The sequence below is a fragment of the Neptunomonas qingdaonensis genome (assembly GCF_900113275.1).
Taxonomy (GTDB): Bacteria; Pseudomonadota; Gammaproteobacteria; order Pseudomonadales; family Balneatricaceae; genus Neptunomonas; species Neptunomonas qingdaonensis.
The window spans coordinates 288,887-303,210 of sequence record NZ_FOOU01000003.1 but is presented as its reverse complement, the minus strand read 5'-3'; the positions used below and the strand labels follow the sequence as shown (position 1 = coordinate 303,210).

At 44.7% G+C, this 14,324-nt stretch carries 14 protein-coding genes; 3 read left to right on the top strand and 11 right to left on the bottom strand.

The genetic code is table 11. The annotated features are described in order from the left end of the window. Positions 1-10: 10 nt before the first annotated feature. The 7 genes from BM099_RS06405 to BM099_RS06375 all read right to left on the bottom strand — a co-directional run bounded on the left by BM099_RS06405 (position 11) and on the right by BM099_RS06375 (position 6,395). Positions 11-553 (bottom strand): hypothetical protein, encoded by a 543-nt coding sequence (locus tag BM099_RS06405; protein WP_090725893.1) that lies wholly within the window; start codon positions 551-553, stop codon positions 11-13. A gap of 133 nt (positions 554-686) precedes the next feature. Further along, positions 687-1,016 (bottom strand): hypothetical protein, encoded by a 330-nt coding sequence (locus tag BM099_RS06400; RefSeq protein ID WP_090725890.1) that lies wholly within the window; start codon positions 1,014-1,016, stop codon positions 687-689. A gap of 445 nt (positions 1,017-1,461) precedes the next feature. Continuing rightward, on the bottom strand, positions 1,462-1,791 hold the full coding sequence (locus BM099_RS06395) for a hypothetical protein (RefSeq protein ID WP_143083738.1): 330 nt from the start codon (positions 1,789-1,791) through the stop codon (positions 1,462-1,464). Positions 1,792-2,217: 426 nt separating this feature from the next. After that, positions 2,218-3,237, bottom strand: a complete 1,020-nt coding sequence (locus tag BM099_RS06390) for an LLM class flavin-dependent oxidoreductase (protein ID WP_090725886.1) — start codon at positions 3,235-3,237, stop codon at positions 2,218-2,220. A gap of 140 nt (positions 3,238-3,377) precedes the next feature. Then, positions 3,378-3,959 carry an acyl carrier protein phosphodiesterase gene (locus BM099_RS06385; RefSeq protein ID WP_090726188.1) on the bottom strand — a complete coding sequence of 194 codons (582 nt, stop codon included), beginning with the start codon at positions 3,957-3,959 and terminating at the stop codon, positions 3,378-3,380. A gap of 640 nt (positions 3,960-4,599) precedes the next feature. Then, positions 4,600-5,184, bottom strand: coding sequence for a peptidoglycan-binding domain-containing protein (locus BM099_RS06380; RefSeq protein ID WP_090725884.1), 585 nt, complete (start codon positions 5,182-5,184; stop codon positions 4,600-4,602). 83 nt (positions 5,185-5,267) lie between these two features. Then, the gene (locus tag BM099_RS06375; RefSeq protein ID WP_090725882.1) at positions 5,268-6,395 is read right to left on the bottom strand and encodes a hypothetical protein; all 1,128 of its coding nucleotides are present in this window, start codon (positions 6,393-6,395) and stop codon (positions 5,268-5,270) included. 459 nt (positions 6,396-6,854) lie between these two features. Here BM099_RS06375 and mtnA point away from each other — a divergent pair, with 459 nt between their 5' ends. The 3 genes from mtnA to BM099_RS06360 all read left to right on the top strand — a co-directional run bounded on the left by mtnA (position 6,855) and on the right by BM099_RS06360 (position 11,759). Then, positions 6,855-7,874, top strand: coding sequence for an S-methyl-5-thioribose-1-phosphate isomerase (gene mtnA, locus BM099_RS06370; RefSeq protein WP_090725880.1), 1,020 nt, complete (start codon positions 6,855-6,857; stop codon positions 7,872-7,874). A gap of 81 nt (positions 7,875-7,955) precedes the next feature. Next, on the top strand, positions 7,956-10,823 hold the full coding sequence (gene rapA / locus BM099_RS06365; protein ID WP_090726187.1) for an RNA polymerase-associated protein RapA: 2,868 nt from the start codon (positions 7,956-7,958) through the stop codon (positions 10,821-10,823). Positions 10,824-10,874: 51 nt separating this feature from the next. Further along, the gene (locus tag BM099_RS06360; RefSeq protein WP_090725878.1) at positions 10,875-11,759 is read left to right on the top strand and encodes an EamA family transporter; all 885 of its coding nucleotides are present in this window, start codon (positions 10,875-10,877) and stop codon (positions 11,757-11,759) included. 6 nt (positions 11,760-11,765) lie between these two features. Here BM099_RS06360 and BM099_RS06355 read toward each other — a convergent pair whose 3' ends face one another. The 4 genes from BM099_RS06355 to mtnC all read right to left on the bottom strand — a co-directional run bounded on the left by BM099_RS06355 (position 11,766) and on the right by mtnC (position 14,321). Next, entirely contained in the window at positions 11,766-12,431 is a 666-nt protein-coding gene (locus BM099_RS06355) for an arginine N-succinyltransferase (protein ID WP_143083737.1), read from the bottom strand. Between the two features lie 82 nt (positions 12,432-12,513). Then, complete coding sequence (locus tag BM099_RS06350) at positions 12,514-12,924, bottom strand: phnA protein (RefSeq protein WP_090725874.1); 411 nt, start codon at positions 12,922-12,924, stop codon at positions 12,514-12,516. Between the two features lie 8 nt (positions 12,925-12,932). Next, positions 12,933-13,478, bottom strand: coding sequence for a 1,2-dihydroxy-3-keto-5-methylthiopentene dioxygenase (locus tag BM099_RS06345; protein ID WP_090725872.1), 546 nt, complete (start codon positions 13,476-13,478; stop codon positions 12,933-12,935). 165 nt (positions 13,479-13,643) lie between these two features. Continuing rightward, entirely contained in the window at positions 13,644-14,321 is a 678-nt protein-coding gene (gene mtnC, locus BM099_RS06340; protein ID WP_090725870.1) for an acireductone synthase, read from the bottom strand. Positions 14,322-14,324: the final 3 nt, after the last annotated feature.

Here is a 14,324-nt window from a genome sequence, read left to right as displayed (position 1 = left end):
TATGCGTGTATTAGCCGTCATCGCGCGGTTTTGTTATCACGGTTCCATCCGCTAACGGTTGTGCGTAATCAGGTAATGTCGCAGATACCTCATCACGGTCATAGACACCTAGATCCTCTTTTATGTGTGTTCTCACTGAGGAAAATAATTTTTTAACCACCGTAAGATTTTTCTCAGTAGGTTCACATTCCAAATACTGCAAACCTTTTAGAAAATCATTCGTAGTTGATGCAGAAAGATGCATTGCATTACCATCATCGTAGTACCACTTCCTTAAGTCTTCAAAAATGCTATTCAACTGGCCTTGATCCAGTCGGAGTTTATCTCGCGGATTGAGGTCTTTTGTTTTCTCCCATAAACTTCTGTAAGCCGCTACTCGTGAATCTGTTAAAGCAATTTGCTTTGCGTATCTCGACTTTATTTCTTCAAGAGTTTTGTCTGTTTCTAGCCTAAAACCAGCGGCTAACTTCTCTGTTATCCACGCTCTGGCGATCCATCCTACGACGGCAAGGAGCATCGCAGTTGAAAACGATGCAAAGAATGCTTCTTTCATATCGTTACTCCCATTGCTGACACCTCAACGCCCGAGAAAACTCTAGGACACATAGCATTTTGTTGTAAAGTTCTTACACAAAAAGTAACCGTTGGGACTGCCAGATTAACAGCTCTTGTATTGATTTTTTTGATCACCAATGCACTTCTTCGCCGTTTTCAACGACTCTACCTGAGCTTATGATAGTTGTGGTGACATGTACTTCAGATAAATTAAGGCTGAAGTACTTTGCCAGCGCCCTGGCTAAGCCTATTTGCAAGGATGAAATATCAGACGCCGACCAAATTGATGGTAACAATAAATTTGCCATAACAGCATACTGATTACCTATTTGCTGCTGACTATACATAATATTTATAGTCATGTGCTCAGAAGACTTTCCAGATTCTTCTGCCCATAGCTCGACTAGATTTGTTGTACCTTGCTGGCTATTCGACGTAACAAAACAGTTAGCAATTGGCATCAGCTCTTATCTCCATTTGTAGCGAAGATTCATACAATGAATGACTCCCACGATATTTTGACCTCAATTTTCGGGAGTTAGCTGCAAGTCAAAGGCATATAGTATCTGTTAACTCTACCTACTATTAGGCAAGCTCCAGGCCAATAGTGCTCATTACCTAATCTCTTGAAAAGAATAGGAATGTCCAATACAACCTCATCGTTTATTCACCTAAGCGGGTCAGAGCCGCCCCACCCTCCTCAATAAAAAATCATAACAGCATGATATTTTAAAAAGCGATCAAAGGGTTAGTGATGAGCGAAGCTGGGGCCTAAACAACCCATCTAATGCAGCTAACCAGGCAAGTTATTTTCATGGCTTAAATGGTAATTAAAAAGGTGTCGGGGGAATTGGAGGGCTCGAGTCACCGATAGCTAATGGTGTTAAGCATTTGCTTAGTCTTTATTTATATTTCCTCCCACTGAAACCAAAATGTTTGCCAACCTCCGACTGGCACTAGCCAAAATATTGCCCCGATACCTGAAGTGCGTTCTTCACCAATTAATGCGCCTCCCAAGGCACGCCTCAAGTAAAGTCGGCTCTCGGATCTGTAGCCGCCGGTTCCGTCCGCATTCTTATCAACGACGATTGGTAAGACGAAGGCTCCTTCAGAACAAGAAAAATCGCCGTTTTCTTTTGATAGCAATTGTTCATCGATAACCCCCGTATTATTAAGGGCTTCGACTCGTAGCGTGGCTGAAGAGAAAACAAGAACAACTGTGTCCGCGTCTTTCAACTCTGCGCCTAGTCGGAACGCCAGCGAGTTAGCAGCAGCCATCGGTAGGAACGAGTAGGTAGCGAGGTTTTGATAGCGCCCCGATAGATCAGGGCATTCGTCACCAGAACTGGACGAAATTGATGGCCAATCTTAAGGGTATTTTGGCGATATGCCTGTCAACGCAGCGCACCCGGAGAGGAGCGCAACACTGAGGGAACAGACGATTAAACTCTTCAGGGAGGCTAACATTTTAATACTGCGCATACTGCTGAGAGTTCAGCGTTCTGAAGAATATTGATATATAGACATTTTTTGACCGCATCTGTCATTTTCCTCTTTCTACCCAGAACAAACGGCGCTTCAAGCTGAGAAAAGAAGGCTCCTGATTTATATACGAATATCATACACCAATATATTGCGGGCACTTTAGGCCCGCTCAGTAAATTAAACTAATACTGCTTTCGCTAATAACTCAAAACTACGTTTTCTTGATGCAAAGTCGTGTGTCACCGTCACTAAACCCACCTCATTGGTTTTCCAGTATTCTGAGATTTGCTCAAGCTGATCAGCACATTCTTGCGGGGAGCCGAGCGTGACGGAGTCGAGCAGGCTTTGGTAATAACTTTGATCAGAGATGGAGAGTTTTTTTACTTTATCCAATGCTTCTTTTGGACTTACCCAGGGATTACGAATGCCGTGTCGAAACGCCATGACTTTCCAATAGGCTTGTGATGCGGCGAGGTAGAGCGCTTCTTCTTTTGTCGGGGCACATAAAGCAGCAATAGTGATCATGGTGTGTGGTGATCCGCTATGGCCGGATTGTTGATAGGCGCGTTTATACTCATCCATGATAGCGATGGTTTGGTCGTCCGGGCTGATGAATAAGCCTAACGACATGTTAAAACCCATTTGACCGGCAAAGGCGGCACTGCCACCGCTTGTACCTAGCATCCACAGTTCGGGGCATGGCTCATCACTGGGCATGATTTTCAGGTCATTAAAGGCGTGACCTTGTGGAAAGCCATCACGTAAAAATCCAGTCAATAGTTGTGCTTGTTCCGCATAACGCTCGCCGTGTGTTGGCTTATAAGGATAAGCCAGAGCCTGGCTGGCAATGCCATCACCGCCCGGCGCCCGGCCAATGCCCAGATCAATGCGCCCGGGAAACAGTGTTTCGAGCATCCGAAACTGCTCGGCTACTTTATAAGGATTATGATTGGCTAACATAACCCCCCCACTGCCAACACGAATGTTTTTGGTGATACTGGCGATATGGCTGATCAGTACTTCAGGGCATGGCCCGGCGAAGCTATTGCTGTTGTGATGTTCTGCTAACCAGTAACGAGAATAGCCCCATTGATCGCATGCTTGCGCTAACTGAGCAGAGAGCTGCGGTGCTTGTTCAGGCCCTGCCGTGCTAAGCTGCACAGGCGTTTGGTCGACTACAGTCAGTTTGATTGTCATCTATTTAAGCCCTATTAATAAAAACGTTTAATAACCGCATTAACATCACACTTCACCTTTCTTCTTTTCTTCTTTTCTTCTTTTCTTCTTCATTTAACAACAAGACATGGCTCTGCCATCAAGCGGCTAAGCGGTCATTATTATTCTAATTTTATCGCTTCCACATGTTGCATCAACTCGGGAAAGAACGCTAAAAAGCCGCTTTCAATCTCATCTTGGTAGGTTATCAGCTCTTCAACCGAGCCATAAAAAGAATGATCAAAACGTATTCTGTCTGCGATACGGTCCAACGCAAAACCTATACCTTCAAGCGTCTGATAGGAATCAAACCATTGCTGTTTAATCACCCGCTGGGTGACACGCTGCATAGCGGGAGGCATCAGCACTTGTCCATCATCCAGGGCCTGATAATAAATATCGCAACTGGCCGCAAACGAGCGATGGCTGAAGTGATGCCAATGTTTAATCAGATAATGATCAAACACCATGTCCAACATAATGCCTGCAAAGCGTTTACGATCAGCCCCCACCAAGCATTTCAGCTGCTTAACTACAATATGATTGTCGGTAAATCGATCGACGGCGCGATGATTTAGCAAGCCATTTTTTACTGGCTTTGATAACTGAGCAACCACAACCCCCTTTGCAAAATCACCCAGAAGATTGCCAACACGAGATTCTACCGTAGCCTGCGCCAAAAACAGATGCGCCAGATAATTCACAGGCAATTAATAACTGGATAATTCATAGATAAATAGCTCATTGATAATCAGCTACATTAAATACCATCACGCTAACAGACTCTTTTACAGGGACTCTTATAAGCACTCTTATAGCCTCACTTACTGGTCGCTTTATGGAATACTCAGTATGCCATTCAATACAGTAAGCCACATAATAACTAACGACGTTATTTTTAGTTTTCATCTTTCCATTTACGCAACGATAGCTGCACAATTGAGAAACAACATGGATAATAAATACGTTATAATCTTTTCAATTTGTTGATTCAGCCTGTTTTAAGTCTTGCCATAAGACGCTTCGTGAGTCTTTTTTTTAAGAACAAGCACCCGAGATAAGTGTAAAGCGCGATCTGAAAGCGTCAAATAACAGAAAATACAGTTAATAGTTTACAATATCGTTTGAGGCTCTAGCACTTGGAATAAGTTGCTTAGTATAAAATGGGACACAAAAGTAGTTATGCAGCGTTCAAATATTTTCTCTTTAAGTATTATTAAAAATTATATTCAACAATTAATCAACACCTTGCATATCAACAGATGAAAATGCAAATGACATATTAAAGATATCATTTTTAAAAGGTACGAAATAATTAACTTAATCGCATCTTATTTTTCCACATTAATTTTTTAAATAAAATAAATTAATCAATGTTGCATGATCAGGTAATCCCGTCTGTTTTAATAATTTTTCTTTCTGATATTTCTTTAATGCAACCTCCGTTTCTTTGTTAAAAACACCAGAAACATTTTTCTCATAAAACCCAGAATCGAGTAAAAATTTTTGAGTTTTAACTAAAATTTCTTGATGAATCAGCATGCTTTCGTTGCCGACACGAATGGTTAATAACGGAGTGAAATTTTTCAATCTTTGGCTATCAAGTGCTTTTACCACATACGCTGTAGCTTGATAAAAAGATGCATTTTCATTTTTTATACAATAACCGGTAACAATTGCAATAAGGTAGTCTGCTGACTGCCAAGGTGCCACATCAAAGGTGTCTGGGCGAAGTTGATTAAACGCAGTGATAAACCCTTCTACCCAGCCGCCATAATTATAATATTCTTTATTTTTTAATTCAGCTGCGTTTAAAAAACGATCACAACTAGCCAATCCAGCTCCTTTCGCCATGAACCTATTCTCTGCATCTGCAGAATACCCAGCTACAGAAAATAACAGCAACAAACTCATAATAATAAATTTCATTTTATACCTTAAATATCCTTATAAATAAAATTGACCAAGTGCTTAGCAATTGGTCAATTGTACACGTAAAAATCTACGCTTTATTATTTTTTTACGATTTTTAATTTACGAGAAAACCCATAAGCAAATAATGAAGACAGCATAAGTGCTAAGGTTCCTGGTGAAGGAACAGCGCTAGGTGAGGCAACAAATGTTGTAATAGGAGTCTGTGTGACATTTACTTGTCCAGAATTCAGAAAAGTAAGCCCGGTTACAAAAGCGAAAGGGTCGTTTGGACTTAGCATCTCCAAAGTGTCTATTTCACTGATAATAAAACAATCAGCACCATCCCCTCCAGTAATAGCCCCCAAATCAAATGCAGTTCCTGCATTTAATGAGTAAGTGGTGCTCTCTCCACAAAGGTTAACTAAAAACTGTCCATCCCCATTAGGTAATATATTAGGGATAATTACAGATGTAATATGTGGCTGGCCTTGGACTACAGCATACTCATAGGCGACTGCTACATCAGGGTCGATAAATATTGGAAACTCAGTACCTAAACCATTCACTCCAACATTAATTGCAAAATCAAAAAATGGGTCTCCCGTATTGTCAGGCAATAACGCTGTTTCGGGGAGGCTTCCCGGAGGAGCTACATTAATACTTGCTGAGTCAAAAGTACCTGTAAAATTGTCAATAATATAACGGCTTGGTTCAGGATCGAAATCAAAAACTCCATACGAAGCAACACCTGGAAAATTTAAAGACAATACTGCCTCAGGAAAACTACTAGTGCCAAAAGAAGTGTCAGTAAATAGTGATGTTTGATACGCGCTATTTAATAAGTTATTGTTTCCATCAAATACGCTAAACGTAACTCCTGCGCCGCTCTGAAAATCACTGACAGCAAAGCCAAATTCTATATTAGAAACAGCACCCCCTAAAAAATCTACTCTCAAGTCTTCAGGAATAAGCGTAGTTCCTTCCAAGCCTGGCTCTGTTATGTACAACATATTTGGTCCAGGACCAGCTGTATTAAACCCGAACGGATCAGTAGTACTAAAAATCACATCAGCAAGCCCATCGCTATTGCCATCAAAAGAAAAAGACTGAATTCCGTTTATTGCTTCGTCAAATGTAATTACTTCAGCAGCATTAGTTGTTGATACATAAGAGAAACTGGTCGCCAATAGCACGGCTAATATCTTTTTTTTCATTTTATTTTCCATTTCTTAATCCCTAGTCTATAAATTACTAGCAAAAATTGTTCCTTTTTTTATTTTTAACTTAAAAAACAAATAGATATAGATATGAAAATCATATATTCACAAGTTAATTGTAAAATATTCTGACACATGATGAATGTGTATCAAAAATGCTACATGGTGAAACTAAATCGGAAAACCCGGACGACAATCACTCACAGAAAATGACTTGTTAGATCGTACTTCTTTAGTATCAATAGATTAAAAAATCAGCACTTTGAAAAAAATAACACTACATTTCATCGTTTTAGAATCATATATAAACCCATAAGTTTATCCCGTCGACTTCCAATATGACCAGCTTTCATGACACAGGCAACATTTAACTATTTGCCTCATGATCAATTATTTGGACGCGCCGGTTTAATCTCGGAGTATAATCAAAGCTCAATCTTCTATCTAAATCCCCTGCTAGAGGTTTAAATGCACGACCTGCAAGCAACCAGCATCAAATATCAGAGCAACACCTTGTATGTACTGGATCAGCATCAGCTGCCTCATATTGAAAGCTGGCTACCTTGTGAATCAGTGGATGCGATGGTCGCCATGATTCAAAAACTACAGATTCGTGGTGCACCGCTCATCGGTATTGGTGCCAGCCTATTGTTAGGCCATTTGGCCGCTAACGGAACATCCGCTGCTAAGCTACAAAGCTCAGCAGAGGTGTTACGCGCGGCTCGCCCCACGGCTGTAAACCTGATGAACAACATGGACAGCATGCTAGCGGCTTTACATTCATCTGGCCCTGCGGCTTTGCCCGCAGAGGCGGAACGGCTGTTTCATGAAGATATCGCTTTGTGCGATACCCTTGCCACGCTCGGTGCCGAGCTGATAACGGCCAATGCAAATATCTTGACCCACTGCAACACTGGCAGCCTTGCTACAGCAGGCGTAGGCACCGCTATTGGTGTCATCAATGCCGCCCACCAACAAGGAAAGAACATCCATGTGTATATCGATGAAACCCGCCCATTACTGCAAGGTGGTCGCTTAACGGCATGGGAGATGAAACAGCTCGGCGTTGCGCATACCTTGATCTGCGATAACATGGCAGCACTGCTGATGCGTGATGGCAAAGTGGATTGTATTTTAGTCGGTGCCGACAGGATCGCGGTGAACGGTGATTTTGCCAACAAAGTGGGCACTTATTCGCTAGCCGTCAATGCACACCACCATAATGTACCTTTTTATGTGGTTGCTCCCTATACAACCGTTGATGTTGAATGCCTGAACGGCGAGCAGATTCCTATTGAAGAACGTGCCGCCGCTGAAGTGCGCGGTGTGAGTAGCAGTTTTGGTGATGTTTGCTGGAGCCCAACCGACACGCCGGTGTTTAACCCCGCGTTTGATGTTACGCCTGCAGCGCTTGTAACCGGCTGGATTTTAGATAAAGGGGTGTTTAATCAAGAGCAAATTAACAAAGGTGCCTTAAAAACACTTTAATTGTTGCCAGCATCTTTAAACAATTGGGTTAAACTCCTATGATGCATGGCTTTTTTAACGAGTAAAGCGAGAGTAATCAGTTTGGCAGTTACAGAGTTTATTCCCGGCCAGCGCTGGATCAGTAATACCGAAGCAGAATTAGGTTTAGGCCTGGTCACATCCAACGCAGACCGGCGCGTCACCATTCTATATCCCGCCGCTGAAGATGAGCGTACTTACGCTACCGATAACGCCCCTGTCAGTCGGGTCGAATACCCTGTTGATGACACGATTAGCAATGCGGCCGGCATCAAAATCAAAATTGCCGAACGCATCGAGAAGAATGGCTGCTTTATCTACATCGGCCTTGATGATGACGGCGAAGAGCATATTATTCCGGAAATTGATCTGGACAGCCATGTGCAGTTTAACCGCCCGCAGGATCGCCTTTTTGCGGGTCAGGTGGATAAATTAAGCCGTTATAAGTTACGTCTCGAAACGCTCGAACATCAGCACACCCAACAGAAATCCGACACTTATGGTCTATCGGGTGGACGTGTTCAACTGCTACCGCACCAGTTTTATATTGCTCATGAAGTAGCCAATCGCTATGCGCCGCGTGTTTTGCTGGCGGATGAAGTAGGTTTGGGAAAAACCATTGAAGCGGGTTTGATTTTACATCAGCAGCTGATCAGTGGCCGGGCAAAACGCGTACTGATTACCGTACCTGATAGCCTGATCTATCAGTGGCTGATCGAAATGATGCGTCGTTTCAACCTGCATTTCAGCATTATGGATGAACTGCGCTGTACCGCGCTGGAGATGTCCGGTTCAGAGAACCCTTTCGATACTGCTCAGTTATTGCTATGCGGCCAATCATTTATCGATAACAACGCCACCCGTGTTGAGCAGGTCCTGGCCTGTGACTGGGATATGCTGATCGTTGATGAAGCACACCACCTTGTGTGGAGCGAGGATGCTCCTAGCCCGCTATATACCACTATCGAGACGCTGGCGAATGTTATTCCCAGCTTATTACTACTGACGGCAACACCTGAGCAGCTCGGCCTTGAAAGCCATTTTGCCCGCTTGCGTTTGCTTGACCCGGATCGTTACAGCTCGTTGGAGCAGTTCCGCGAAGAACAGGCTCACTACAGCGAAGTTAATAGTCTCACTCAGAAACTACTGGCTGATAACGGTATTGAGCAACTGAGTTCTGACCCGCAGTTCCAGTCCGAACTTAACAGCTTTCTGGGTGAAACAACCGCCGCCAAATTGATTAACGATGCGCAAGAAGGAAAGGCTGAAGAAGCCATTCAGCAGTGTATTAATCACCTGTTAGATCGCCACGGTACAGGCCGCGTATTGTTCAGAAATACACGTGATGCCGTCCACGGTTTCCCTGAAAGAATTCTTATTCCATATCCACTGCCGATGCCTGATGCCATGCTAACGCACATCGATGAGTTTTCTCTGGATCAGATTTTGAAGCCAGAATTACTCTTAGGTGATGACTGGCTCGAATTTGATCCGCGTGTTGAATGGTTGGATAACTGGCTTAAATCTCACCGCCTGGAAAAAACCCTGCTAATCTGTGCTCGCGCAGAAACCGCTCAAGCGCTGGAAGAACACATCCGCTTACGTAAGGGTGTACGCTCGGCTGTTTTCCACGAGAAAATGACGCTTATCAACCGCGACCGTGCTGCCGCATATTTTGCTGATACTGAAGAATACGCGCAGGTTCTGGTATGTTCCGAGATCGGCAGTGAAGGCCGTAACTTCCAGTTTGCGCAACACCTGATCATGTTCGACTTGCCGCTAAACCCTGATCTACTTGAGCAGCGTATCGGCCGGTTAGACCGTATTGGCCAGAAAAACGATGTGCAGATTCATATCCCGTATTACGAAGATAGCGCCCAGGCGATCTTATTACGTTGGTTTGATGAAGGCATTAATGCTTTCCGTCACACCTGCCCGGCTGGACAGGCACTGTTTACTCAGTTTGAAGACACTCTGGTGAGCCTGTTACTGGATGGTGCAGACGAAGAAGTATTTGAAAACCTGATTACTGAATCACAACAAGCCTCACAGAAGATTCTTCTCGAAATGCAACAAGGCCGTGACCGACTGCTGGAAATGAGCTCGTGTCGCCCTGCTAAAGCCGCCAAGTTAATTGAATCCGTTGAAGACACCGAAAATCGCCATCAGCTAGTCGATTACATGGAACATGTTTTTGATCAGTTTGGCGTTGATCAGCAAACTAACGGCCTGCATTCTGTCATCCTGCAACCGACCGACCAGATGATCTATCATCGGGTGCCCGGCTTGCCTGATGAAGGCTGCACAGCAACCTTCTCACGCGATGAAGCACTCGGCCGTGAAGATATGCAGTTCCTCAACTGGGAACACCCGATGGTAACCGGTGCGATGGAAATGATCATCGGTAGTGAGTTTGGTAATACCGCTATCTGTACGCTAAAACTACCACCACTGGCACCTGGCACCCTGCTGGTTGAAGCGGTGTTTGTTCTCTACTGTGCAGCACCTCGCCATCTCAACTTGCAGCGCTACCAGCCGCAAGCCACCGTGCGCGTCGTATTGGATAACAACGGAAACAATCTCAGCGCTATCATCACGCCGGATCACTTAAATAAACTCGGTGAAAGGGTTAAACGCCATGCGGCTCAGAATCTGATTCGCCATGGTCGTGAACAGATCAGTGGTGTACTCAGCAAAGCAGAAGATGTTGCACAGAGCCAGCAGGATAAACTGATCAAGGCGGCGATAAGTAAAGCAACCTCGGTACTTGATGAAGAGGTCGAGCGGCTCGAAGCGCTGAGCAAGGTTAATCCTTCTATTCGTAGCGAAGAGCTCACGCAATTACGTACCGATCGTGCCAGCATTCTTGAGCTACTGAGCAGCGCCAAGCTGAAAATGGATGCCGTACGCGTGGCGGTCGTCAGCGACTAGCGCTCTGACTCCTAAGCGTAATCACGACACAAGTTCCATCAGGAGAGCACAATGAGTCTGAAAGACTGGGGTCTGGCATTACTCGTTGTGTTGGCCTGGGGTGTCAACTTTGTGGTCATCAAGTGGGGGCTGGATGAACTCCCTCCCCTGCTACTCGGTGCGCTACGATTTATGCTGGTTGCCTTTCCTGCTGTGCTTTTTATCAAAGCACCAAACTTACCGATAAAGTGGTTGCTGGCCTATGGCATCACTATCAGCTTTGGCCAGTTCGCCTTACTTTTTAGCGCTATGCATCTGGGCATGCCAGCCGGTTTAGCCTCTTTAGTGCTTCAGGCACAAATGCTGTTCACTATGATCTTTGCCTTTATGTTTTTAGGCGAACGCTGGAAACTGCCGCAAGTTGTGTCTTTGATAGTTGCGGCCGCAGGATTAATTTTACTGGCAACCCAAACCCCCGCCAGCAAAATGACCTTTATCGGTTTTACCTTAACCATTGCTGCAGCGGCTAGCTGGGGGATGGGCAATATCATTAACCGCAAGATCGGGCAATTGGGAAATGTGAACCTGATGGGCTTAGTTGTCTGGAGTGCGCTGATTCCACCCATCCCCTTTTTGCTGCTATCTTACGCTGTTGAAGGGCCTGAGTTGATCCTATCCAGTCTGCAGAATATCGGCCTCAAATCGATCGCCAGCGTTTTCTACCTCGCTGCCATTGCCACCATCTTTGGCTATAGCACCTGGGCACATCTCCTTAAACAGTATCCCGCATCACAAGTAGCCCCATTAACACTACTCGTGCCTGTGATCGGGCTCGTGGTTGCCTGGCTGGTATTAGATGAAACCCTGAGCATGATCCAGGTAGTTGGTATTTTACTGATTATGGGCGGCTTACTGATTAATGTGTTCGGGCATCAAGTCATGCGCCGACTCGTATAAATGTTGTTATTCGTTTAATTTTACAACCAACTGATCATCAGTCACTTTGAGGTAGGCAATCCCCGCGGCAAAGTTCTTCCAGAAACCTTCTTCACCACCATACTCATCAACCAGATCGATATTTTTTAAATTACCCATCCAGGCGTTTGGTAAAGGCACACCCCACAGACTAATCCCCCGAAGCTTGATACTCGGACGGTTATTAGTGAAAGCGACATCGATACCCGCATTGATTCTGACGGTTTCGCCGCCCAGTATCGGAAAATCCGGATCAACAGGAATCAGCAACTTAGCACTGGCGAGGTTATCCGAAAGCTCGATAGCAAAGCGGCTAGCCAGATCCGGATTTTTAGCGATCAGGCTGTTCAACTCTTTTTCGGAGAACAGGACTTCACGCTTTGCGTTATCTTCTGAATACGCTTCAGGCTTTAACGGCTTAGAAGGATCATGAGATGCCGCCTCTTCGTTCTGAATACCGAAAAAAGTCAGCTTTTTATTGAGCTCTTTCTGCTCGTCAGAAGAAAGGGTCACCGGGCTGAATGATGATGGAAAATACAGCCACTTAACAAATAGCCCACCGAGTACAATCGCTAAAAAAACAGCCAGAAAGACCGTTAAGAAAAGCGGAAACCGTCGCTTTTGATCTGCTGCCGGTGGGGTGTCATTGTCCATAAGTGCGCCTGTATTTTTTTTATTGTTACCATCAAGGTACAGTACAGCGCCCAGAGTGAACACAGGCTGTATCAATTTGCACTTATTTAGCGCCGAGCGTCCACTGTGCGATCCATTCTGTTTCTTCAGGCTGAAGGTAGGCTTGTTCCAGCAGCTCCTGTGCCCATGGCTCATTTTTGGCCAGGTGATTAAGGATAACAATCGCCGTAACCTTAGCCGCCGTCACCTCACTCCACATGGTCGTACCTAAACAACGCCAATGATTTGCATCAAGACGTTTAGGTCGCTCAACTTGCTCTTTGCAGGTTTCGCATACCATTAAGCAATGCTCATAAGAGGGCTCAGCAGCAACAGGTGGCACTTCATAAATACTCAGTGATTCACCACTGGCATTACACAACTCACAATGTGCACCACAACGGCGTACCAGATCTTTACCAAACATGGAAAGGTCATGGTGGCGCTCCTGGTGTTTATCACGTCCTTTTGACATAGTATTTCTTACTCATCAAATAGTGGGAAATGCGTGGCAATATCATCACCGGTAAAATCAGCGACCCAGCCATCGGGGTTATTAAAAAAGCGTATCGCGGTAAAATGTGGCTCAGGGCCCATATCAAACCAGTGCTTCGTCTGATCCGGAACAGACAGCAGGTCATCTTTACAACAGTGGATCATATAGACTTTATCGTCGATATGAAGGTAGAACATACCTTCACCTGCAACAAAGAAGCGTACTTCATCTTCTGAATGGGTATGCTCATTCAGAAACTTTTTACGGAACTCGCCTTTTTGCGGATTATCAGGTGTCATCGCGGCGATATCAACCGTTTTGTAACCCTCCAGCGCTACCAGCTTATCAATTTCCTGATCATAAGCCTGCAGAATTTCTTCATGAGACATTTCCGGCGTTATCGGGCAATCTATCACCCAGCGCTCAAAGCGAATACCGACCCCACTCAGGATACTTTTGATAACATCTCCCTCTTCACTATGCAGTATCGGCAGACGAGCATCGTGGTCTTGATATACGGTTATTGCACTCATTACTTACTCCCAGCCTCGCAGGCTGCCGGACTTAACACTGATCTTCGACCGGCCAATCCCGACAGTATATGCTGTCTGTTGCTCATTAAAAGTGGATCTGACTCAGGTCTGTTGTTACAGACGTCCTAATTCAGAACTCATGACTCAAACACCCGAATAATACTGTTACAATTTAATGGATTCAAATGTACTGACGACATCATGTGTCGCACTCTCTGGCATCTGATCTCGCGCCAACAAACACGTTTTCATTCCCGCCGATTGTGCCGCATCCAACTCTTCGACGATATCCGACAAAAAGAGGATATTTTCAGGCAACTGCTGCAATGCATCTGCAATCGCAACATAGGCGGCCTTTTCCCTTTTGTGACCGGTGGTTGTATCGAAGTAGTGACTGAATAAGGGAGTAAGATCACCAAAATCGCTATGACTAAACAGTAGCTGCTGAGCCTTAACCGAACCTGATGAAAAAATACTTAATTCAATACCCTGTGCATGCCACTTTTTAAGGAATTCGTAGGCATCCTGATATAAATGCCCGGTAAAATCACCACTCTTATAACCTTCTACCCAGATCAATCCCTGCAGTGTTTTTAAGGCAGTTACCTTTTTATCCTGATCAATCCAGTTGATAAAGGCCTGAATCAGGGTTTGCTGATCTGCATCAGCTGAATCCAACTCCAAACGCGCTTGCTGCATAATCTCCTGCACAACCGGCTCGTCCCAACGCTGCTGAACAAACGCAGGTAACTGCTGACGCGCATAAGGAAACAGCACATCATGTACAAAACGGATATCAGTGGTCGTGCCTTCTATATCGGTCAGAATTACTTTTATTGTCATTGT